General features: G+C 59.6%; 18 protein-coding genes. 4 read left to right on the top strand and 14 right to left on the bottom strand.

Translation table 11 applies throughout. The features are described from left to right. Positions 1 to 70: 70 nt before the first annotated feature. Positions 71 to 1,060, bottom strand: coding sequence for a nitronate monooxygenase (locus tag IVB07_RS38775; protein ID WP_247455009.1), 990 nt, complete (start codon positions 1,058 to 1,060; stop codon positions 71 to 73). A gap of 114 nt (positions 1,061 to 1,174) precedes the next feature. On the opposite strand from IVB07_RS38775, the gene IVB07_RS38770 reads away from it, so the two are divergent. Continuing rightward, the gene (locus tag IVB07_RS38770) at positions 1,175 to 2,122 is read left to right on the top strand and encodes a LysR family transcriptional regulator (RefSeq protein WP_247299987.1); all 948 of its coding nucleotides are present in this window, start codon (positions 1,175 to 1,177) and stop codon (positions 2,120 to 2,122) included. Here IVB07_RS38770 and IVB07_RS38765 read toward each other — a convergent pair. After that, the gene (locus tag IVB07_RS38765) at positions 2,088 to 2,975 is read right to left on the bottom strand and encodes a LysR family transcriptional regulator (protein ID WP_247767981.1); all 888 of its coding nucleotides are present in this window, start codon (positions 2,973 to 2,975) and stop codon (positions 2,088 to 2,090) included. The genes IVB07_RS38770 and IVB07_RS38765 overlap by 35 nt on opposite strands. 106 nt (positions 2,976 to 3,081) lie before the next feature. On the opposite strand from IVB07_RS38765, the gene IVB07_RS38760 reads away from it, so the two are divergent. Beyond that, a complete protein-coding gene (locus IVB07_RS38760; protein ID WP_247285545.1) occupies positions 3,082 to 4,581 on the top strand; it encodes a CoA-acylating methylmalonate-semialdehyde dehydrogenase in 1,500 nt (499 codons plus the stop codon). 220 nt (positions 4,582 to 4,801) lie between these two features. On the opposite strand, the gene IVB07_RS38755 is transcribed toward IVB07_RS38760, so the two are convergent. From IVB07_RS38755 to IVB07_RS38705, 11 genes are all read right to left on the bottom strand, one after another. Beyond that, the gene (locus tag IVB07_RS38755) at positions 4,802 to 5,788 is read right to left on the bottom strand and encodes a pyridoxamine 5'-phosphate oxidase family protein (RefSeq protein ID WP_247369534.1); all 987 of its coding nucleotides are present in this window, start codon (positions 5,786 to 5,788) and stop codon (positions 4,802 to 4,804) included. A 27-nt stretch (positions 5,789 to 5,815) separates the two neighbouring features. Beyond that, entirely contained in the window at positions 5,816 to 6,427 is a 612-nt protein-coding gene (locus IVB07_RS38750; RefSeq protein ID WP_247299979.1) for a glutathione S-transferase, read from the bottom strand. Between the two features lie 199 nt (positions 6,428 to 6,626). After that, entirely contained in the window at positions 6,627 to 6,860 is a 234-nt protein-coding gene (locus IVB07_RS38745) for a hypothetical protein (protein WP_247767979.1), read from the bottom strand. 117 nt (positions 6,861 to 6,977) lie between these two features. Beyond that, positions 6,978 to 8,054: a carbon-nitrogen hydrolase family protein gene (locus IVB07_RS38740; RefSeq protein WP_247285541.1), complete on the bottom strand. Its 1,077-nt coding sequence runs from the start codon at positions 8,052 to 8,054 to the stop codon at positions 6,978 to 6,980. Between the two features lie 92 nt (positions 8,055 to 8,146). Continuing rightward, positions 8,147 to 9,130, bottom strand: a complete 984-nt coding sequence (locus tag IVB07_RS38735) for a molybdopterin-dependent oxidoreductase (protein WP_247285540.1) — start codon at positions 9,128 to 9,130, stop codon at positions 8,147 to 8,149. 88 nt (positions 9,131 to 9,218) lie between these two features. Continuing rightward, positions 9,219 to 10,112: a LysR family transcriptional regulator gene (locus tag IVB07_RS38730; protein ID WP_247285610.1), complete on the bottom strand. Its 894-nt coding sequence runs from the start codon at positions 10,110 to 10,112 to the stop codon at positions 9,219 to 9,221. A gap of 187 nt (positions 10,113 to 10,299) precedes the next feature. Then, positions 10,300 to 11,070 carry an ABC transporter ATP-binding protein gene (locus IVB07_RS38725; RefSeq protein ID WP_247768017.1) on the bottom strand — a complete coding sequence of 257 codons (771 nt, stop codon included), beginning with the start codon at positions 11,068 to 11,070 and terminating at the stop codon, positions 10,300 to 10,302. Positions 11,071 to 11,104: 34 nt separating this feature from the next. Continuing rightward, the gene (locus tag IVB07_RS38720) at positions 11,105 to 11,953 is read right to left on the bottom strand and encodes an ABC transporter permease (protein WP_247767977.1); all 849 of its coding nucleotides are present in this window, start codon (positions 11,951 to 11,953) and stop codon (positions 11,105 to 11,107) included. After that, positions 11,953 to 13,377 (bottom strand): CmpA/NrtA family ABC transporter substrate-binding protein, encoded by a 1,425-nt coding sequence (locus IVB07_RS38715; RefSeq protein ID WP_247369543.1) that lies wholly within the window; start codon positions 13,375 to 13,377, stop codon positions 11,953 to 11,955. Before IVB07_RS38715 ends, IVB07_RS38720 begins: the two co-directional genes overlap by 1 nt. A 25-nt stretch (positions 13,378 to 13,402) precedes the next feature. Continuing rightward, positions 13,403 to 14,968: a cation acetate symporter gene (locus IVB07_RS38710; RefSeq protein ID WP_247369545.1), complete on the bottom strand. Its 1,566-nt coding sequence runs from the start codon at positions 14,966 to 14,968 to the stop codon at positions 13,403 to 13,405. Between the two features lie 9 nt (positions 14,969 to 14,977). Continuing rightward, positions 14,978 to 15,271, bottom strand: coding sequence for a DUF485 domain-containing protein (locus IVB07_RS38705; RefSeq protein WP_247369547.1), 294 nt, complete (start codon positions 15,269 to 15,271; stop codon positions 14,978 to 14,980). A gap of 704 nt (positions 15,272 to 15,975) precedes the next feature. On the opposite strand from IVB07_RS38705, the gene IVB07_RS38700 reads away from it, so the two are divergent. Further along, complete coding sequence (locus tag IVB07_RS38700; RefSeq protein WP_247299960.1) at positions 15,976 to 16,176, top strand: hypothetical protein; 201 nt, start codon at positions 15,976 to 15,978, stop codon at positions 16,174 to 16,176. A 294-nt stretch (positions 16,177 to 16,470) separates the two neighbouring features. Next, positions 16,471 to 18,018, top strand: coding sequence for a Fic family protein (locus IVB07_RS38695; protein ID WP_247767975.1), 1,548 nt, complete (start codon positions 16,471 to 16,473; stop codon positions 18,016 to 18,018). A gap of 391 nt (positions 18,019 to 18,409) precedes the next feature. On the opposite strand, the gene IVB07_RS38690 is transcribed toward IVB07_RS38695, so the two are convergent. After that, the gene (locus IVB07_RS38690; RefSeq protein WP_247299956.1) at positions 18,410 to 21,151 is read right to left on the bottom strand and encodes an EAL domain-containing protein; all 2,742 of its coding nucleotides are present in this window, start codon (positions 21,149 to 21,151) and stop codon (positions 18,410 to 18,412) included. Positions 21,152 to 21,190: the final 39 nt, after the last annotated feature.

Genomic DNA, 21,190 nt, shown 5'->3' with positions numbered 1-21,190 from the left:
TTTCCCGGGCGCGCGCGCCGCAGCGCACGCCCCTTCTCCACCCGGCAATACGTAGAAAGTTGCGGACCCGTTAGGCCGCGATAGAATTTCGGGTCGGCGCATAGTGCGCAAGACATGCGCTTGCTTCTGCCGAAATTCGCTTCACCAGCTCACCGGCGGTTGGAATGTCGTTGATGAGACCGATTGCTTCTCCGACCGTGACATTGGCCGTATCGTAGTCGCCGGAGACCCACGCCTTCTCGACGCGCTGCAGCTCGGCTTCTTGCAGTGTGCGCAGCTCGTCTTCCCGGCCATGCCACCTTTCGATGAAGCCGTTCTTCATCAGGCGTCCAGTGTACTCCGAGGGCCAAGCCTTTTTGCGGACAACGTCGTAGACACGTGTCCGGATCGTTTCATCGCCGGTGGCTGCCAGCACCTTTTCCTTGGCGTTGCGATGAATGACCGACTCTTGCGTGGCCCAAAACCGCGATCCGATCAAAGCACCGTCGGCACCTAGCATTAGCGCGGCGGCGAGACCGCGCCCGTCAGCAATGCCTCCGGCGGCAAGAAGGAGAACGCGCGGCGCTCGTTGCGCGATCATATCGGCGACTGCAGGAACGAACGGCATCGTCGAGCGCGCCGTGAGTCCGTGGCCGCCGGCCTCCGTACCCTGTGCGATGATAACGTCCGCGCCGACGTCGATCGCCCGCTGGGCATGCTCGAGCGTATGCACCTGACAGATCAGGGGGATGCCGGCCTGCTTCACTTTCGGGGCATATGGCGCAGGATCCGAGAACGACAGCATGATCGCTTTCTTGTGCCGCTCCAGAGCGAGATCGAGCAGACCCGGATCGTTCGCCAGCGCCCAGGTGATGAATCCACAGCCGACGTCCGGGCGGCTCACCTTTGCGGACTGTTCTTCGAACCAGGCGCGGTTGGCATAGCCGCCGCCGAGAAGGCCGAGAGCACCTGCCGCGGAAACCGCGGAGGCCAGCTCGCCGCCGGAGGCCGGATCCATCGGCGCCAGCACGATCGGGTGCTCGAGCCCAAAAAATTCGGTCAGTCTCGTCTTGATAGCCATGTCTCTTCCTCTCCTAGGCTTATGCCCGTCTCGGATACTGGGAAGCTAGATTGGCTGTTGACAACATAAAAGTGATTATTATTGATCAGAGTCATCATTCCGGGAGATGACCACATGGACAGCACGGATCTGAATTTCTTTTCCGCGGTCGCCACGGCCGGCGGAATCGGCCGCGCCGCCCACAATCTCCACACCGTGCAATCGAACGTGACCCAGCGAATTCGAGCGCTGGAGAACCAGCTCGGTGTCCGACTTTTTGATCGGTCCAAGAAAGGCGTTACGCTCACCTCCATGGGCAACAGGCTGCTTCCTTACGCCAAGCGCATCAGCGATCTGTTGGCCGAGGCGCATTGCGCAGTGAAGGACGAGGCGTGGCCGGGCGGCGAGCTGCGCATTGGATCAATGGAGACGACGGCGGCGTTACGCCTACCACCGTTGCTCACCCACTACGGCATCGCTTATCCCGATGTTGACGTCCAAATCGAGACAGGCCCGACCGCAGCGCTGGTCGACTGCGTATTGTCTCGGAAGCTTGACGGAGCTTTTGTCTCTGCACCGGTCACGCACGGTGAACTGACCTGCACACCGATCGTGGAGGAGGAGCTGGTGCTGATCACGCCGCCGATGGTGACGTCCCCCCAACACCTCGGCAAATTCCTGGCTTCGGGAAGCGGCCGGAAGGTGATCGTGTTTCGTGCCGGCTGCTCCTATCGACAGCGCCTGTCCGAATATCTTGCGCATCGTGGTTTCGTCGACCTGCGCTGGATGGAAATGGGAACGCTCGACGGAATCATCGGTTGTGTGGCGGCTTCGGTCGGGCTGTCATTGGTGCCGCGCGTCGTCGCTGATTCTGCCGAACGACAGGGCTTGATCCGCCTGCATTCGCTGCCGAACGGGACCGGCAGTGCCACCACGGTTTTCGTTCACCGCAAGGACGCATTCGTGTCCTCCGCCCTGCGGGCGTTCATGGAATGCGCCGGATCGGGAACGAACCAAACAGCCCCGCCCGAGCAACCGGCAGTGGCGCTCAAGCAGCCTCGAAAGACGACCTCGCCGCCTTGACTGATGCCACGATAAAGCGATGCACTTCTGCAACCCGCCGCGTTTCGTGCGTATCGGGATGCGACGTCAGCCAGTAATTCCGCACGAAACGAATGTCGGGAAGCAGACGCTGCAATTCGGGATAGCGCTGGGCCACGTAATCATGAAGGATTCCGACGCCGTGTCCACCACGAACGGCCTCCATCTGCGCAACGACGCTACCGCATTCATAGCGTCGCGACATGAGCCGGCCGAGCACTGAGGCATAGTCCAATGCCCTGCTGTAGACGAAATCCTCGACCTGGGTGACGAACAGGCGGCCGGCAAGATCGGCCTGCGTCCTGATGGGACCCTCGCGCGCGAGATAAGCATCAGCAGCATAGACACTGAGCGTATAGTCGGTGAGTTTGGACAGGATCAGCTTACCCTGCTTGGGCCGGTCCAGCGTGATCGCAACGTCGGCCTCGCGCCTTGACAGGGAGAATGTGCGCGGAAGCGGCACGAGTTGAATGACAAGGCCCGGGTGCTTCGCGGCCAGCGAGGCCAGCCGATCGGCCAGGAAGTAGTTGCCAAGCCCGTCCGGTGCCCCTACGCGCACGGTTCCGGTGAGGGCCTCGGCCGCGCCTCCAATGCTCGATCCCACTTTGAGGAATTCGCTCTCTGCGCGCTCGGCAGCCGCGACGAGCGCCTCGCCCGCCGCCGTCAGCGTGCAGCCTGTAGTGTGTCGTTCGAGCAGTTTGGCATTCAAGCTACTCTCCAGCGCGGTCAGTTGCCGGGCGACCGTTGCATGGTTCAGCCGTAGGCTTTTCGAGGCCTTCAGAATCTGGCCGGCACGCGCCACTTCTAGGAATATCCGAACGCGCTCCCAATCCATTGACTACACTTTCTGCACAACGGAGCCGCGAATTCGGCCGTTGATACCGCATTTTTATGCGCTGCATATCTGGCTCGATCAAGCATCATGTTAGGGAGAGCAGCCAATGCCCGTGACTATTCTGAATTTCATCAATGGCGAGCTGGTGCCGAGCCGCGGCCCTCGCACCGCGCCGGTTTACAATCCCGCGACCGGCGAGCAATCGGCAACGCTCGGACTTGCCACGACGCAAGACGTGCGGTCGGCCGCTGCAGCCGCCCGCAAGGCCTTCCCGGGCTGGGCGAACACACCGCCACTGCGCCGTGCTCGTATTCTCAACCGTTTCCTGCGGATCATGGAGGATCGAATCGATGAACTTGCCCAAGTGATCACCGCCGAACACGGCAAGGTGCTTTCGGACGCGAAGGGCGAGATCCAACGCGGCATGGAGGTGGTGGAGTTCGCGACCGGCGCGCCGCAACTGCTCAAGGGAGAGATCACCGAGAATGTCGGGACCCGTGTCGACAGCCACTCGCTGCGTCAACCGCTCGGGGTGGTCGCTGGCATCACGCCATTCAATTTCCCGGCAATGGTCCCGATGTGGATGTTCCCGGTTGCGCTGGCCTGCGGCAATACGTTTATCCTCAAGCCGTCGGAGCGCGATCCCTCGGCCTCGCTCGTGCTTGCGCAGTGGCTGAAGGAGGCCGGGCTGCCCGACGGCGTGTTCAATGTCGTGCATGGCGACAAGGAAGCGGTGGATGCCATCCTAACGGATCCCGATATCGTGGCGGTCAGCTTCGTCGGCTCGACGCCGATTGCGCGATACATCTATGAGACGGCGACCAGCCACGGCAAGCGCTGCCAGGCGCTGGGCGGCGCCAAGAACCACATGATCGTGATGCCTGACGCCGACATGGACCAGGCCGTCGACGCTCTCATGGGCGCGGCTTATGGCTCCGCTGGCGAGCGCTGCATGGCGATCTCGGTAGCCGTTCCGATCGGCGACACCACCGCCGATCGTCTGATCGAAAAGCTGGCGCCCAAGGTCCGCGCGCTTAACATTGGTCCCGGTACCGACCCCGAGGCCGAGATGGGCCCGCTGGTGACGAAGCAGCACCTCGACAAAGTCCGAGGCTATATTGACGCCGGCGTTGACGAAGGCGCGAAGCTGATTGTGGACGGGCGCGATTTCCATCGCCAGGGCTACGAGAAGGGCTACTTCATCGGCGGCAGCCTGTTTGATCGCGCGACCACGGACATGAAGATCTATCGCGAAGAGATCTTCGGACCGGTGCTCGTGGTGGCCCGGGCCAAGTCTTATGACGAGGCGGCCGACATGATCAACCAACACGAGTTCGGCAACGGCACCGCAATCTTTACCAGGGATGGCGATGCGGCGCGTGAGTTTGCGCATCAGATCCAGGTCGGCATGGTGGGCATCAACGTACCGATCCCGGTGCCGATGGCATTCCATTCGTTCGGCGGATGGAAAGCCTCTCTGTTCGGCGACCATCACATGCATGGCCCCGAGGGCGTTCGCTTTTATACCAAGCTGAAAACGATCACGACCCGTTGGCCGACCGGCATCCGGGCCGGCGCCGAGTTCGTGATGCCGACGATGTCCTGATCTTCTCCGAATGGAAGGCCGTGGCAGCTCCACGGCCTTCTTAACCCGCCAGTTGGCCCGGCCCCCAAATGGTGAACTCTGGCAGTCGCGCCAGAGAGCTGAATTCGGCCGATCAATCCGTGAATATCGCCCTAGAATCTCGGGCCGGGATCAGATTGGCCCTGTCGATCTCCATCGGCCGCTCGAGGCTGTCATGCTCGCTCTCCTCAGCTCCATTGGGTCACTGGGAACGCTCACCTCTCGGCCAAGCTCCCGTGGTGAGCGCCCTCGGAGAATATTCGACCACCTCTCCGATGAGAGGGATCGCCGCAGCGCGCACTCTCCGGCCGGCCGTGACATGAAGCCGCCAGGCGCGCTCGGCGCCCTTGAAGCCCTGAATCGGCGGATCATTCCAGAGCAACTCGATCGTCCCGTGCAGGATTAGGACATCGCCGACGACAAAGTCGACAAAAAGCAGTCCCGCCCTGGGATTGGACATAAAATTCCCAAGCGTGTTGAAAAAGGAATTACCCGCAAAGTCCGGAACGGTGATCTGGTTATCCGCCACGTGAATGAAGCCTGGCTTACCGCCGCGGTGAGAAATATCGCAATCGAACGATGATCCGTCATCTGAAGCCGCACATGAGGCGACGAAGAAGGTCGCCGACTGGCGGATCAGCTCTCGTGCCGCATCGTCCAAGACGGCGAACGCCTCGACCTCGCCGGGACCGAGTTGCTCCGGCGCAGCGGATGGTGCCGCGCTGATATGGCGCGTGTGGATGTATTGAGGGCAATTGCCAAAGCTCTGCACGACCGCCACCTCGAAACTTGTCTGGTCGAGGGTGATCAGCGTTCCGTTCATGCGGTTTCGCCGACGATTGGTCAGGTCTATGCCCAGCACTCCCAAGCTGGCGCCCACGGAAAGATTCGTTCCGAGCAGGTCGAAGGTTTTCGGTAACGATCCGATGCGCAGCCGTCCTGGATCCGGTGAAGAGACGAATCCGCGCGGGCCAAACAGGACCGAAGGGATCGGCCAGCCCGCTCGGTCCGACGAGCCGACAAGGAGGTATTCGAGTCCTGCGAAGAATTCACGGTGCTGATCGGGCATCCATGTGCGGATGGAGGTTTTCCCGCGCTCGCTCATTCTGTCGGCCACGCCGACGCGTCGCTGCACGTCGATCTCGCCCTGGTGAAAAGGAGACGAGCTCCGTTCGGAAAGGCTGGTCATGACCGCACCTCGAAGAAGATTTGCCGATCAGCTCGCAGGCGCGCTTGGCATCCGCTGAAAATTCGGAAGTGCTTCCAGCCGCCCCAGCCAGGCGACAATGTTCGGGTAGGAGGACAGTTCAATGCCTCCCTCCGGAGCGGCCCGTGTGTAGCTGTAGCAAGCGAGATCAGCCACGGTCGGATGGGTTGCCGCGAGAAATTCGTGCTTCGCAAGATGACCATCCATCACGCTGAACAGACTGCTGGCGACCCCGGCCGCTTGCCGGCCATCGACGGGCAAGTTGAACACCTTGCCCAGCCGAGCTGTTGCTGGTCCATATGCCAGCTGTCCGGCTGCCACGGACAGCCAACGTTGCACGGCAGCCGCACTGACGGGATCTTCCGGAAGCCACGTCTCGGTAGTGTCGTAGCGCTTGGCCAGATAGATCAGGATTGCGTTGGAATCGGCAACGACGGTGCCGTCATCATCGACGACAGGTATCTGCCCGAACGGGTTCATTGCGAGATAGGCCGGCGTCTTCCGCTCGGCAGGGGGCGTTGGGATCAACTCGTAAGGAAGCGAGAGAAGGCCGAGCAAGAGCTCGACCCGGTGGCTGTGTCCCGACAATTTGCCGCCATAGAGCTTGATCGTAGCTGACATTCCCAACTCGCTTTCGCTATTCAAACGATGTCTCGGTACTTATCATTTCCCATTCGGACGATAATCGAATGTTCCTTCATTTTACCATTGCGGTTTTTGCAACGATCCAGACGAGCAGAATGACTGGCCGCCATTTTTCCCTCTGAACTCGCGCAACACGTTCTTCTGAACCTCTCCGATCGTATTCCGGGCAGCTCGCTCACGCAGAAATCGTTGTTCGGCAGGTTGTAGGGAACCAGCCGTCCTTCAGCACCGCCACGCCATCCCTTTCCCCTGCAGCGCCTCCTGCCGTCGGGACGGCGGCCGCGACAACTCGCTGGCCGAAATCAGGATGTGGCAGTCCGACGACGGCGCTTTCGAGCACATCTGGAATGCGATCGATCTCGAGTTCGAACTCCTTCGGATGAACGTTGTAACCGCCCGAAATGATCACATCCTTCGCGCGCCGACCTTCAAAGGGAGCCGGCGGCGGAACGCACGAGTTCTGTCGGTCGCTGCTCCAACAGCTCGCTGAGAACGCGCTTCATCTCGGCCCCCTTTGATGGATCACTCAGTCCGCAACTGCCCGCTCAAGCTCGGCCACTCTGGGTCTGACCGTCTCCTGCTGCGAGGACTGGACCGGCCGTTCGTCCCCCTCGCCTGTTTCCATGTCGATAAAAACGGCCGGCTCGCGCTGTGAACGGTCAATCGTCAGCGAAAACACATCGAAACGATTGTAGTAGCCTACGACATCGTGAAATTGCTTCGGTTCGACGCATTGCGCGACGTCAATATCGGCATATGCGATGCCTTCGCTGTCTGAGAGGACGTCGCTGATAATCTGCCCTGTTGGATCGAGGATCATCGATACCGCATGCGGTGTGCCCTCGATCAGATCCAGCATGGCGGGGTTAGCCTGTCCGAGCGCGTCCTTCATACCTACGTCCATGCAGGCGGACGAAACGATGTTGAAGCATTTGGCTTCAAACGAATGAGCTCCAGCCCGGATCTCGATGGCCCTGCGTAGGTCATAGCCCCCCTTCTCCTTGGAGGGACGCGTCGGCCAGATCGGCGGGTAGGTCGAAATATGAACTTGCTCGCCCTGCGCCATCAATGAATAGCGGGCAAGTGGATTCGTATTCTCACCACAAATCAGCATGCCAATGCGGCCGATGGAGGTCTGCGCGACGCGCAACCCACGCGCATCTCCGGCAGCCCAGACCAGCTTCTCGTAAAACGTCGGAACGAGCTTGCGATGATGATTCAGGATCGATCCATCTTGGCCGATCAAAAGATTGGAGTTCCAGATACAGCCAAGGCTGGCAACCGTCCCTTCCGTAAAACCGATAGAGACCACGACGTTGTGGCGCTTGGCCGCCATCCTGACCTTTGTCAATTCCGCGCTGTCGAGCCGCAATGCCTGGGCCGACAACGCTCTGAAGAAATCATGAGACATGATCGGCGCCTGCAGCGCCGCCCACACGGGAAAGCCGGGAATGAACGATTCCGGGAAAGCAACCAGCGAGGCACCGTTGCGTGCCGCCTCGGCAACGAGGTCGCAGGCCTTGTCTGCACTTTTGGCCGCGTCGAGGAAAACTGAAGATGTGTGGCACGCGGCAGCTTTGAAGCGCGGCAAATTCGACGGCATTTGAGACGATCCTCTCGGTTTCTGGCACCACAGGTTAGTCTTTCGCCGGCGGGTGGCGAATGCGGAAAATCTGCACGAGCGGTTGCGCGTCTTCAGACGACCAGGACCGGCACGCGATAGATCGCGTTGCGTCGGCCGCCGGCCGGCTGATTCTCGCCCGATCGCGAGATCGCCCGAGACAGGAGACCGCAGCATCCCTCTTTTACTATCCAATCACAGGTGAACTTGGTCCAGGATCGTCCTGACACCTTCTCCAAGCGGCATCCCTGCCAGCTCCGCCCTTCATCGGCGCTCAGTTCGACCGCCGCAATCCCGTCGTCACCCCAGGCCCATCCCCAGACCTGCAAAACCTCGTCACGCCTGAGCTGACGATTCGGCTTTGGCGCCACGATGACCGATTGGGGGGCGATCGCCCACACCGGCTGGGTCGAGCCGTCCGGCGCGAGGTCGTTGTACCATGTGGTGGTGAAGACGCCCGGAGCCCGCTCCGAGCGCAATTCGAGCTTGCGGAGCCATTTGACGCTGTTCGTGCCGTAGAAGCCCGGGACCACCAACCGCAACGGATACCCGTGCTCAGGAAGCAGCGGCGCTCCGTTCATCTCGTAGGCGAGCAAGACGTCGTCGGATATCCGGGAGAGCGGCAGATCCTTGATGTAATGTCCGCACGCGATGCCTCCGAAGTCGCCGGAGTCCGCCCCCTGTGACCAAACGAAATTTGCGCTCCTCGCCACGCCCGCTGATCCTAGCACATGATCCAGACGAACGCCCGCCCAGCGCACGTTGCAGACCCGCTGCGTGGGCTTGTCGGGCGCCAGCGGGCTGCCTGCACATTGATGCACCGAGACCACCTCGGTCTTTGGAAGCGACTTGAGCTGACCGACGGAGAAGCTCGCGGGCGTCTCGACCAGGCCGGCGATTTCCAGCGTCCAATCATCCCCATGAGTGACATCGAGAACACCGAGATGGCACAACACGATGCAGCCTTCGACTGGCGTGATGCGGTCGGTCAGCAGATGCGGTTCAGAGGGAATTCGGCCGAAGAAGCCGCGTACCTTGTACGTAAAGTCGTCAGCCATCGCAGCGCTCCCTCGCGCCGGCATTCTAGTACATCACGGGAGGACGTCGACCGTAAGAAACTCCGCAGATACACTTGCGCGTATTCGATCACTCGAATTCGTTCAGATACGCTCTGTCCGCCTTGAAGATCTCATGAAGGAACCGCAGCAGCGTACGCACCCTACCCATATATTCGATATCCTCATGGACGGAAATGTAGAGCGACCGCGTGACCACCACATCTTTCATGAGCCATACAAGGCGAGGATCCTTTTTTGCCGAGAAGAAGGGCAGAAGGCCGATGCCACGCCCGACAGCGATCGCATTCTGCTGGGCTGCCATGCTGGTCGATCGAAACACGACGCTCTCCGGCACCAGGACGTCGTGCAGCCACTGCACCGGCTGGATAGCCACGAGATCGTCGACATAATCAATGAAATCGTGACGCTTCAATTCTTCCATGGTGCCCGGCGTCCCCCGTTCCACGATGTACCTGGACGACGCGAACAGCCCAAGCTTGAACTCGCCAGCTTTTTTGACCGAAAGTTTGGGGCCCACGAGGGGAACGAAGCTGATGCACACATCCGCCTCGCGTTTGGTCAGATTGATCAGATGCCTTTCGGTCACAAGCTCCACGACAACGCCCGGGTGCTTCTCATTGAATTGGACCAACTTCTCGGCAAGGTAGAAGGCGGCAATACCCTCCATGCTCGTCAGCCGGACGCGACCAGTGGGCTCGGCGGGCGTGGCGCGGAAATCTTCCGATATCACCAGGGCCGCGCCCTCAATTTTCTCGGCCTCTTGGTAGAGCTTGTGCCCGTCCTCCGTCAGCACGAACCCGTTCGGCTTGCGGTCGAAAATCTTGATACCAAGATCTCGCTCAAGCTCTGAAATGCGCCGGCTGACCGTCGTGTGGTCGACTTTGAGGCGCCGCGCGGCCGGCATCAACCGCCCCTGCCGGGCGAGTTCAAGGAAGAATTTCAGGTCGTTCCAGTCGAACATTCGCTCCTGCGTGCCAATCCGGAAGAGGCCAACGACGAAAATCCGACGGTGGGTGACCGCCCCCCGCCCGATCAAACAGCCTTCTACGGCGGCTTTCAAGATGCCTGAAGGCGATTTCCGTGCCTTCGGTGCCTGAAGCCGCGGGGCGCAGCCCGCTCTCGCGCTCCAGCCGCAACGATCTCGGCCGTTATAGCTCCACCATTCCCTGAGGCACGCATTCTCGTTGATACAGATACTCGAGAATTTCCTTTCTATACTGCAGACTCCCGGCGTGGGTCGCCAGTTTGAGCCGGTCCCGCGGTCGCAAGGTATCGATCTCCCAAATCCGCCCGATTCGCGCAGCCGGTCCGTTCGAGAGCGCGACAATTCGATCGCTCAGGAAGATCGCTTCGTCTATGTCGTGCGTGACCATTACAACCGTGGTCGGGGTCTTTTCCACGATGCGAACCAGTTCGTCCTGAAGGCTCGACTTGGTCAGCGCATCGAGCGCGCCGAACGGCTCGTCCAACAGCAGCACCTTAGGCTCGACCGCAAAAGCGCGAGCGATGCCCACCCGCTGCTTCATTCCACCTGACACCTCGAAAGGGTATTTGTTGATGGCGTGCTCCAGGTGAACAAGCTTCAGCGCCTGCTCCGAGCGATCCTTCAATTCGGATGCCGCGGCACCCTTGAAGGCCTGTTTGACCGCAAGGCGAACATTTTCGTAGCAAGTCATCCAGGGCAATAGAGCATGGCTCTGGAAGACCATTGCGCGCTCCGGCCCCGGGCCAGAAATCGTCGTCCCGGCGCAGCGTATTGCACCCTTTGTAGGCGCCAGAAGGCCAGCAACAATGTTTAGCAACGTGCTCTTGCCGCAGCCTGAATGGCCGATCAAGCAGACAAACTCGCTGTCTTCGATAGCGAGCGAGATTCTATCCAGCGCAAGAAGCCCCTTGCCAGAACGGTCAACAAACGACATTGACACATCGTTGATCTCGAGATCCGCCATCGTCCTATTCCCGGAAGCTGAGGCTTTCGCCTATTCGCTTGAGCAAAATATCTAGCGCCAATCCAATACCGCCGACCAGGACGATGGCGACGATCATGCTCGCGATCTGGAGATTATTCCATTCGTTCCAGATGAAGTACCCGATGCCGCTCTGTGCGCCGACCATCTCGGCAGCCACGATGACGAACCAGGCGATACCGATCGAGATCCTCATTCCCGACAGGATCATAGGCACACTGGCGGGAAAGACGACGCGCGTGACATGCTCTAGTCGTGGAAGACCGAATACGCGCGAGACGTTCAGCCATTCAGCCCGCACGGAAGCTGTCCCGGTTGCCGTGCTGATCAACATCGGCCAGACCGCACAGATGAAGATGATGAAGATCGTCGAGACGGTGCTGTCGCGGAACGTATAGAGCGCCAGCGGCATCCACGCGAGTGGCGATACCGGCCGCAGGATCTGAATGAAAGGATCCAACGCGCGATGGCAAGCAGGCCATAGACCGAGCAGGAAGCCTAGGGGCACCGCGACGAGTAAGGCCAGCGTGAAGCCCAGTGCTACGCGGCCCATGGAATAGGCCAGATGCCATGCGATGCCCAGATTGTTGGGATTGCCGTGATCGAAGGCGTGTGTGATCAGATCCCAGCCGCGGAGCGCGACGATCCACGGTGAGGGGATCGCACCGGCCTGCTGACCCGGCGCGCTCTGGCCGGCAAGGCGGACATATTCGGCATCGGCGACGCTAACACCTCCCGACGAACCGGCGGTGAACCAGCCGCAGACGCTTACAAATGCGATGAAGATCGCGACCGAGGATACCCAGGGCTGCTGCAGCCGGCGTGACACCTCCATCAGCCCCCCTTCCGGACCGAAGCCAGGTAGTCCTGCGGCTTATTGGAATCGAATTCGTTCCCGAGAATCCTTTCGGTGCCGAAGCCGACCGCTGGCGGCGTCACGCCCTGCTCGCGCATGATCCGAGCGGCATCGGTCGCCAGCATCACCTTTTCGGCGAGCACCTTGTAGTCGACATCCTCCTTTAGCATGTTCCAGCGCCGGAGCTGGGTCATCAGCCAAACTGCTGCCGAATATTGCGGAAACGGCTGATAATCAACCCGCCGCGGATCTTTCCGGATGGTGCCAAGGCCGTCGGCATACGTGCCGCTCAAAACCTGCTCGAGGACAATTTCGGGAGCATTGAGATATTGCGGCTCTGACAGCACCTTCGCCATGCCGACCCGGTTCTCCGGCTTCGAGACATGAAGACTGGACGCGATGATGGCGCGGTAGAACGCCATGAATGTGTTGGGATTTTGCTGGATCCAGCTTTCCGCGGCGGTGACAGAGCAACAAGGATGTCCATCCCAGATATCCTTCGAGATCAGATGAATGAAGCCAGCGCCTTCGTAGACCGCGCGCTGACCGCCCGGCTCTCCGCCGAAAAAACCATCGATGCTTCCGACGCGAAGGCTCGCCACGTATTCGGTCGGAGGTACGATGCGGTATTTGACATCTTGGTCCGGATCGAGCCCGGCGGTAGCCAAATAGTTGCGCAGCTGCAGGGTCTGGTGACTTTGCTCGAACGGGACCGCGAATGTGAAGCCCTTCCAGTTCTTGGGATCCCGATTGTCCTTGTGCTTGTTGGCCAAAACGAGGGAGTTGCCGTTCTGGTTCAAGATGGTCAGCACCTTGATCGACTGGACGTTACCGCCGAGGCCGGCTGTCATCGTCAGGGGGACCGGCATCACCTGCTGCGAGACGTCCAGCTCGCCGTTGAGCATCTTGTCGCGGATCAGCGCGATACCGGCGATCTTCTGCAGACTGACATCCAGACCTTCCTTGCGGTAGCTGCCGAGCCTTTCGCCGTAGATCAGCGGAACGGCGCAGGTGATCGGGAGGAAGCCAACAGCCAGCTTGGTTTTCTCGAGAGGCCTTCGCTCCTGGGCAATTGCCTTCAAGGTGTCGATTGGCAGGATGCTGGAGAGAGCGCCGATGATCACCCCAGCGCCAACGGTGCGAAGCAGTTCCCGCCGCAAAACCGGCTGCGGGAAAAGGCCATGCAGAAGTGCCTGCTGGACGCTTTCGGACACGGCCTCTTCGACAGTCGGCTGCGCGGGAGCATGCGCTCCGCAACTGCACAGGCTGCCGATGAAACGATGGTGATGTGAGGCGTCGCGCATTTCTGTCCCCCTGGTCAAAATGTTCGGTTCAAAATCGTAACATTGACGCGCGAAGGGCCAACGGCGAAATTGTGCAGGAGCATCTGCAGTTCCGCGCATGCCATTCGGAATTCCCAGCTCTGGTTCACTCCGCCGATTGCGGCATCGTCCTTGAGCGCCCGAACAGGATGCGATGCTGCATCTCGTCGAAGCGGCCATCCGCGTTCGTTTCCCGCGTTAACAACGACACCGCGATCGCCACGGCAAACGACAGCGGCATGCTGATGATGGCCGGGTTACGCAGCGAGACGAACCACCAGGCGCCGCTCACCTGGGCCAGCGGCTTACCGAGCACGTCGACCTGGATGGTCGGTGACAGCGCAATGAGCACCAGCGAGCTTAGCGTTCCGATCATGATGCTAGCGACGGCCGCTGGCGTCGTGAAGCGACGCCAGATGATAGCGAGGACCAGTGATGGAAAATTGGCGGCACAGGCGATGGAGAAGGCGAGCCCGGCCATGAAGGCCACGTTCTGGCCTTCGAAGGTGATGCCGAGCACGATTGCCAGCACCGAGATGGCAACGGTGGCGATCCGCGCCACTTTGAGCTGCTCAGCCTCCGATGCCGTACCGTGGCGAACGACGTTGGTCCAGACATCATGGCACAACGTAGCCACACCGGAAAGCGTCAGGCCTGCCACCACCGCCAGCATGGTGGCAAACGCAACTGCGCAGATGAAACCGAAGAAGGCGTCGCCGCCGACTGTGAGGGCGAGCAGAGGTGCAGCCATGTTGCCGCCACCGCCGGCTTTCATCACCGCCTCCGGGCCGACCAGCACCATGGCACCAAAGCCGATGATGAACACCATCAGGTGGAAGAAGCCGATCAGCCCGGTGGCATAAAGTATCGATAGTCGCGCGGCCTTGGAGTCCCGAACCGTGTATACCCGCATCAGGACGTGCGGCATCGCCGCGGTGCCGAACATCAGCCCGAGGCCGAGTGAGATCGCGTCCCATTGCCCCGAAACCACCTTCGAACCTGGCTGCAGCACTCTTGTGCCGTACTTCTCCGCCGCTGCGGCGAACAGCTTGAGCGGGTTCATGTCGAAATGCATCAGGACCAGGACTGCCAGGATCACTCCGCCGGCGAGCAGCAGCGCCGCCTTCACCACCTGCACCCAGGTGGTGGCGAGCATGCCGCCGAACAGCACATAGATGAGCATGGCAGCACCGACCAAAGCCACCGACCAAGTGTAGGGCAGGCCGAACAGCAACTTGATCAACGATCCGGTCGCGACCATCTGGGCGATCAGGTAGAACAGGATCACCGCCAGCGTACCGACCGCCGCGGCGAGCCGCACCGGCTTTTGGCTGAGCCGATAGGCGACCACGTCCGCGAACGTGAATTTCCCGACATTGCGCAGTGGCTCGACAATCAGAAAGAGGATGATCGGCCAGCCGACCAGCCATCCAATCGAGTAGACCATGCCATCGAAGCCATTCGAGGTGACAATGCCGGCGATGCCGAGCAGCGCGGCCGCGCTGAGGAAGTCGCCGGCGAGCGCCCAGCCATTCTGCCATGCGGTGATCTCGCCGCCCGCGGCAAAGAAGTGCTCCGTGGTACGGGTGCGCCGCGCCGCCCAGTAAGTAATCAGGAGCGTCAGGACCATAAATGCGAAGAAGAAGCCGATCGAGAGCGAGTTGTTCGCCATCGCGAGGTCCTATCGTTCGAGGTCACGAAGGCTGGCATCGAATACCCGGTTCGCCCACAGCACATAGATGAGGCAGAGCAGGAACGATGAAACGATGACGAGAGGGCCGAGCACGATGCAAAGCGAGAGCCCGGGCGCAAGCACAGTGCCCAAAAGCGGCTTGTCGAATGCGAACAATGCCATGAAGCCGAAATAGATCGTGATCATCGTCGCACAAAGCAGCAGCGCGATCCGAAGGCGCCTGTTCGCAAGCGTGACAGAACGAGGCGCGACGCCGGAATTGACGGAAGTCTGCGCGTCCATCCACCCTCCCAGAAGGTCTTGATATCCACTACCGGCCAGCTTCCGCCGAGCCGCAAGCGTCGGGAACCACGAAACTTTGCAATGTACTGTGCAGATTTGCGGCCTCGTCGAAGGCGATGCTGTGTCGTCTCGACGGTCGCGGCGATAACAACCATGCCGGCAATGACGGCGCGCCTGCGACGGCATTGATCCTTGCATGCAAGGATTACGTTGGCGGCGCGGGCTTGGACACGCGTGAGGGCGGCACCACGATGGGTGGCGTGAGTCCGAGCTGCGGACATGCAGTCAAACCGGAAACCTCGCAGAATAGCGGGCGCGACCTCCATCGGTACCGGAAGTACAAGAGGAGTTCTATCGGGGTTCTCGCGCAGCGCGTCACACTGCCGATCTACTCGACTTTCCAGGCCCTGCACCGCGTCCGCGGTGGATTTGTCGGTCAGCGCACCCGTCCATCAAACAGACCCGTGCGTTCCTCCTGGAGCGAGGCATGGTGTGCGACAAAGCCTACATTCCCTGTTCGAGTTGCCCGGTATCTTGGCAATTAGCGCCAATGTTTTTCGCCTTGCATGTTGCGCATCATCGAGGGTTTAGCGGAAGACTCGCATCGATGGATGGGCGTATCGAGGGACTATCGAGCGAGATCGAAACGCTGGCCAGTCAAGACCGGGCCTGCCAGCGAGCCGAGCTAAGCGGACCCCACCAGCATGACGAACACGCTTGCTCATCCCGATGTCACCAGCGACGGCCTCTCTCTTGCGGTCAGGGTCGGAGCCGCGATTGACAAGGATGTGGCCTCTGCCGGCTTCTGGACGCCCGGGTCGGTCTTCAAGAGCGGCAGCGCCTCGCAGGTCGTGCCGTGCGGTTGGCTGGACCACGGTCGTGCCGGGGCATCGCAGCGCGTCTGAATGCCAAGAGAATTCGTCGTCTTCAGCGTAAAATCAGCCCTATCTGAACGTCATGAAAATGATGGCGAATTTGAAAACCGGAACGTCGGCAGATCACCGGCGCCATGACAGGTTCCATCCCGGACCGACCTGGTCCGCTACTGGAATCGTGGGTCGGGTTCTCAGTCCAAAGTGAACCATTTTCATGATTATTCCGTTGAGAGATTATTTTTCACGTGGTATGATGGATTTTCGAAATCCAAGCCCTCAGTGACCAAAATTCGAGGACGGGGAATGTTTTTCAGAGGAATGTAAGTGAGCGCAGAATTTTCAGGATCGGTGAATGTTTTTCACGATAGGCGATTGCCTGAGCCCGCTGTCCCCGCGGGTTATGCCGCGCTCATCGACACTTACAAGCTGGCCGTGCCGGTCCCCCGCACCCTTTCGGCCATCGGAGCCCGGCACCGCATCATTGAACAGGATGGTTGGCGGATCTACACGCCTCGCCATGCTCCCCAGGCCTCGCTTGAGGGACACCTGACTTTTGCCCTCAAGAACGAAGGAGTCGATCTTTCCGTCCTGAAGCGGCTTTTCCTAGTCGTTAACGAGGGTGACATCGCGGAGCTTGTCCGGCAGAAGCCGACCGGAATTTACACACGCCGCATCTGGTTTCTGTACGAGTGGTTGCTTGGCCGCGAGCTGAATCTGTCGCTTACAGACAAGGTCTCATATGTAGACGCCATCGATACCGACCTCCAGTTCGGAGGGGTTGGCACGAATTCCGCCCGGCATCGCGTTCGCAACAATCTTCCCGGCACCCCGGAATTTTGTCCGCTCGTTTTCAAGACGGCCGCGCTGAACCAATTTCTCGCGCAGAACTGGAAGGAGCGCGCGCGCGCTGTCGTCAGCGAAGTCCCGAAGGATTTGCTCGCGCGGACCGCCGCCTTTCTGCTGCTGAAAGATTCAAAGTCCAGTTACATCATCGAAGGCGAAAGGCCGCCTCAGGATCGCATTCAAAGATGGGGACGCGCCATCGGCGAGGCTGGACGCGCGCCGCTCGATGAGCAGGAGTTTTTGCGCCTGCAAGGCATCGTCATCGGAGACGAGCGTTTCGTGAAGCTCGGGTTCCGGCAGGAAGGCGGCTTCGTCGGAGAGCATGACCGCGATACACAGCGCCCTATCCCGGACCATATCAGCGCGAGGCATGAAGACATCGCCTCTCTTATGGCAGGATTGATCGCATTCGACCTCGCCGCCGAGAACGAGCTCGATCCCATTATCGCGGCGGCGGTGCTCGCCTTCGGCTTTGTTTATATCCATCCATTCGAGGACGGCAACGGACGCATCCATCGATACCTGATGCATCATGTCCTCGCGCGGCGCGGATTTAATCCGGCCGGGGTCCATTTTCCAGTGTCGTCGGCGATTCTAGACCGGATCGCCGAGTACAAAGGCGTGCTGGAAAGCTATTCCAGCAGGCTACTTCCGTGCGTACAATGGGAAGCGACCCCAAAGAATAATGTGAAGGTTTTGAACGACACCGGGGAGTTTTACCGCTTCTTCGACGCGACCCCGCATGCCGAATTTCTGTACGAATGTGTACGCCAGACGATTGAGCTGGACCTTCCGAATGAGACGAGCTTCCTGCGCAACTTCGATATGTTCCGATCCGGAGTCGAAAACATCATCGACATGCCCGAGCGAACGCTCAACAACCTGTTTGGCTTTCTGCGACAGAATCAAGGAAGACTTTCAAAGCGGGCACGAGAGAACGAATTCGCCGAGCTCACTCAAGATGAAGTTGTGAAACTTGAGCAATTGTACGCGGACTCATTCGGTCAAAGCGGAGCCTTAAGTGACTAACGGCGCGTCTTGCGCAGAGACAGGAAGCCCATTCTTTCCAGCGGTGGTACGGGTCGTGTCCACGGTTGTGGTGTAGCTCGGTAGAGCAAAGCCACCCGGTCGTGCGCCTCTAATAGCGCCGTAGCAGGCGGGCGCCATTGCCTGGCCACCGGAAATTCTCCGGTAGGATCGGGTTGCGACACGCCAACGGCAACAACGCAACCAGAGGAACCACCGATGATCGACGACATAATGCGAGCAGGCGCGACATTGCCGGGGCGCGGCCGATTTGGACCACGAGCAGGCGCTATGGCCTCGATTGGGCTTTGGCTGTGTCGGTTGCATTCGGACGGCTGCTTCGCCACTCAAAACGAGCAAGAAACAACAGCAATTGGCGTCTCCCGGCGACGGCCTATGCGGAAGCCCGATTGACCGACCCGCGTACCCGCTTCAAACCGTGACGTGGCGAGAAAGCTCGGGCGAGACTCACGAAATCCTCGGCCGGCATAGGCCGTCCGAACAAATAGCCCTGGTAACTGAGCTGTCCATGTCGCGCCAGGAACGCATATTGCTCCTCCGTTTCGACGCCTTCGGCGATGACTGAAAGGCCAAGGCTTCTGCTAAGCGCTATGATCATCTGGGCTATCGCGGCGTCATTAGAGTCAACCAGAACGTCCTTGACGAAGCTGCGATCGATCTTGAGCTGGTCAAGCGGCAAACGCTTCAGATATGAAAGCGCTGAATAGCCGGTTCCGAAATCATCGAGGCTGAAGCCGATGCCAATCGCTTTCAATTTGCCCATCTTGGCGATCACATCGTCGACGTTGCTGACTAATGTGCTTTCAGTGAGTTCGATTTTGAGGCGATGGGGATTGGCGCCGGTTTGCTCAATGATCGCGCGGACCTCTTCGACAAAATTCTTCTGACGCATCTGCAGGGCGCTGACATTGATTGCGATGGTCAGGCGTTCGGTCGCCGGATCGCTTGACCAGCGAGCCAGCTGACGGCACGCGGTCTTCAACATCAAGGCGCCGAGCGGAAGGATGAGGCCGGTGCTTTCTGCGACGGGGATGAATTCGCTAGGAGAAATCATCCCTTTATGCGCATGCGGCCAGCGCGCCAGCGCTTCTGCCCCCAGCAGCCTTCCTTCGTGATCGACCTGCGGCTGGTAATGCAGCAAAAGCCGTTCCTTCTTAAGGTCTTCTCGTAGATCGGTCTCGAGGGCAGCGCGGGCTGTAATCATAGTCTGCATGGCCGGGTCGAAAAACCGCAGGCCATTTCGCCCCGCCGTTTTCGCATCGTACATTGCCAGATCGGCTCTCTTGAGCAACTCGTCAACGTTGCACTCATCAGTCGAAAACAAGGTCACGCCAACACTTGCGGTACAGGGATATTCATACGCATCGAGTTGGAAGACCTCGGTGAAGGCTGCGAGTATCTTTTCGCCTATCGCTTCCGCCTGTAAGGCTGCGACCTTTGCTTTCTGTGTACCCAGATTGGCGAGAAGAACGACAAATTCGTCGCCGCCAAAGCGGGCAACTGTGTCATCCGCCCTCACACAATGCGAGAGGCGCTGAGCCGCACATTTCAGCAGCATATCGCCCATGTGGTGACCCAGCGAGTCGTTCAGTGTCTTGAAATTGTCCAGATCAATGAACAGCAAGGCGCCGTAGGAGTTGCTACGGATATTCGCATTGACCGCCTGGCGCACGCGGTCGATCAGCAGGACGCGGTTCGGCAGGCCTGTTAGCTGGTCAAAGAAAGCGAGTTCTTGGATCTTTTCCTCAGCGTGCTTCAGTTTAGAAATGTCATAATACGAGCCGATGTAGTTGGTGACCTCGCCCGTCTCGTTTTTCACAGCAGATATAGTCAGCCAGCGCGCACAGTTTTCGCCGCTCCTGGTCCTGAGACTCATATCACCTTGCCAGCCGCCAGTTGCTTGAACGGAACCCCACATACTGCGGTAGAATTCACCATCACGCCGATGAGACCGGAACAGTCTCGGGGTTTGTCCCACCAATTCTTCGATCGTATAGCCGGTTAAGCCCACGAAGGCGCGGTTGGCACTCAAGATTACGCCTTTGGTATCGGTGACGATCATGCCTTCCTGAGCATTGAAAGCAGCCGCGGCTATGCGCAATTCAGAGTTTGACTTGTCCAGAGCCTCTCTCTGTCGCTGCAGGTCGGCCTCAATGGCTTCGCGCCGCCTGATCTCTTGAGAGAGAGCGAGATTGTTTTCGGCCAACTCCGCTCGATGTCGATTGGACTCCACGAACTTGATTTGTAACCGCGCCGCATTTTGACGCATTCGCTCGAAGCCGATCGCCAGCATAAATAGCACGATGGCGAAGAGGCCAAGATAAAAAACGGAGAGGGGTGAAAGCGTACGACCGTATAGCTCATCCTCGCTGGCCAGCCTCAGGACGGAAAGTCGAATGCCGGTAACTGGCGAGCGAAGTGCGAGATATCCTTTCAGTTCGGAAGCGCTGAGATTTGACAGCGGTTGTATGCGGCCAGACGAAATCTTGGCTAGCGAGGGGCCTTCGGTGACAACGGCCGAGTGCTCTCGCTCGATCGGGAGCAGCACCTGCCCATCGTCTCCCAGGAGGAATTCGCGCGGCTGGCCGAGGTCGTTGGTAGACACCAATGAGGAAAGTAGATTGAGACTGCTCACGGTCTCGACCGTTCCCCTTATCTTGCCCTTCTGGAGTACCGGTACGCTGACCACAATCAGGCGGCGCTTGTCGTCAATCTGAATATATGGTTCGGCCAGGGCGTTACGGCCCGGCGAAGCTGTCGTCGCGCTGGACGAGCCGACATCAACTTGCGCCACGCCGTTGCGATCGAAGAAAGCCAGCCGCAAATAGGCGGCTTGGCCCTGATATTTCTCCTCAACCATCGTCGCCTGAAAGCGGCGCTCGATTGCAGCCAAATTGGCGAAGAGGCCGTATTTGACGGACATTCCGAGATCGAGATTGCTGAAATAGTTGGAAATGTCCTCGCTGGCTGCAAGCCGTGCCGCGGCTTGCCGCCGTTCAGCTAAGAAATCGCTGACCTCCGCGGCGCGCGCTTCACCGAGCGACACCAGACGCGCATCGGCGTTTTGCCGCAACTCCACTTGCGACGTATAGAGATTGCCAATCAGATAAAACATAGACAGCAGAAACGCCGCTGCTGCTATCAAGAGCCAGCG

It is taken from the genome of Bradyrhizobium sp. 172, assembly GCF_023101065.1.
Lineage (GTDB): Bacteria > Pseudomonadota > Alphaproteobacteria > Rhizobiales > Xanthobacteraceae > Bradyrhizobium > Bradyrhizobium canariense_D.
Note: the sequence above shows the minus strand (reverse complement) of the source record. Positions and strands in the feature narration are given on the sequence as shown.

What these genes read in the sequence shown, in the direction of transcription:
- IVB07_RS38740 (WP_247285541.1), bottom strand. Translation starts at nt 8,054, where the DNA reads ATGCCGTCGAATTTGCCGCGCTTCAAAGCTGCCGCGTGCCACACATCT.
- IVB07_RS38710 (WP_247369545.1), bottom strand. Translation starts at nt 14,968, where the DNA reads ATGGCGAACAACTCGCTCTCGATCGGCTTCTTCTTCGCATTTATGGTC.
- IVB07_RS38735 (WP_247285540.1), bottom strand. Translation starts at nt 9,130, where the DNA reads ATGGCTGACGACTTTACGTACAAGGTACGCGGCTTCTTCGGCCGAATT.
- IVB07_RS38755 (WP_247369534.1), bottom strand. Translation starts at nt 5,788, where the DNA reads ATGACCAGCCTTTCCGAACGGAGCTCGTCTCCTTTTCACCAGGGCGAG.
- IVB07_RS38725 (WP_247768017.1), bottom strand. Translation starts at nt 11,070, where the DNA reads ATGTCGTTTGTTGACCGTTCTGGCAAGGGGCTTCTTGCGCTGGATAGA.
- IVB07_RS38760 (WP_247285545.1), top strand. Translation starts at nt 3,082, where the DNA reads ATGCCCGTGACTATTCTGAATTTCATCAATGGCGAGCTGGTGCCGAGC.
- IVB07_RS38715 (WP_247369543.1), bottom strand. Translation starts at nt 13,377, where the DNA reads ATGCGCGGAACTGCAGATGCTCCTGCACAATTTCGCCGTTGGCCCTTC.
- IVB07_RS38690 (WP_247299956.1), bottom strand. Translation starts at nt 21,151, where the DNA reads ATGTTTTATCTGATTGGCAATCTCTATACGTCGCAAGTGGAGTTGCGG.
- IVB07_RS38700 (WP_247299960.1), top strand. Translation starts at nt 15,976, where the DNA reads ATGACGAACACGCTTGCTCATCCCGATGTCACCAGCGACGGCCTCTCT.
- IVB07_RS38730 (WP_247285610.1), bottom strand. Translation starts at nt 10,112, where the DNA reads ATGTTCGACTGGAACGACCTGAAATTCTTCCTTGAACTCGCCCGGCAG.
- IVB07_RS38720 (WP_247767977.1), bottom strand. Translation starts at nt 11,953, where the DNA reads ATGGAGGTGTCACGCCGGCTGCAGCAGCCCTGGGTATCCTCGGTCGCG.
- IVB07_RS38765 (WP_247767981.1), bottom strand. Translation starts at nt 2,975, where the DNA reads ATGGATTGGGAGCGCGTTCGGATATTCCTAGAAGTGGCGCGTGCCGGC.
- IVB07_RS38775 (WP_247455009.1), bottom strand. Translation starts at nt 1,060, where the DNA reads ATGGCTATCAAGACGAGACTGACCGAATTTTTTGGGCTCGAGCACCCG.
- IVB07_RS38705 (WP_247369547.1), bottom strand. Translation starts at nt 15,271, where the DNA reads ATGGACGCGCAGACTTCCGTCAATTCCGGCGTCGCGCCTCGTTCTGTC.
- IVB07_RS38770 (WP_247299987.1), top strand. Translation starts at nt 1,175, where the DNA reads ATGGACAGCACGGATCTGAATTTCTTTTCCGCGGTCGCCACGGCCGGC.
- IVB07_RS38750 (WP_247299979.1), bottom strand. Translation starts at nt 6,427, where the DNA reads ATGTCAGCTACGATCAAGCTCTATGGCGGCAAATTGTCGGGACACAGC.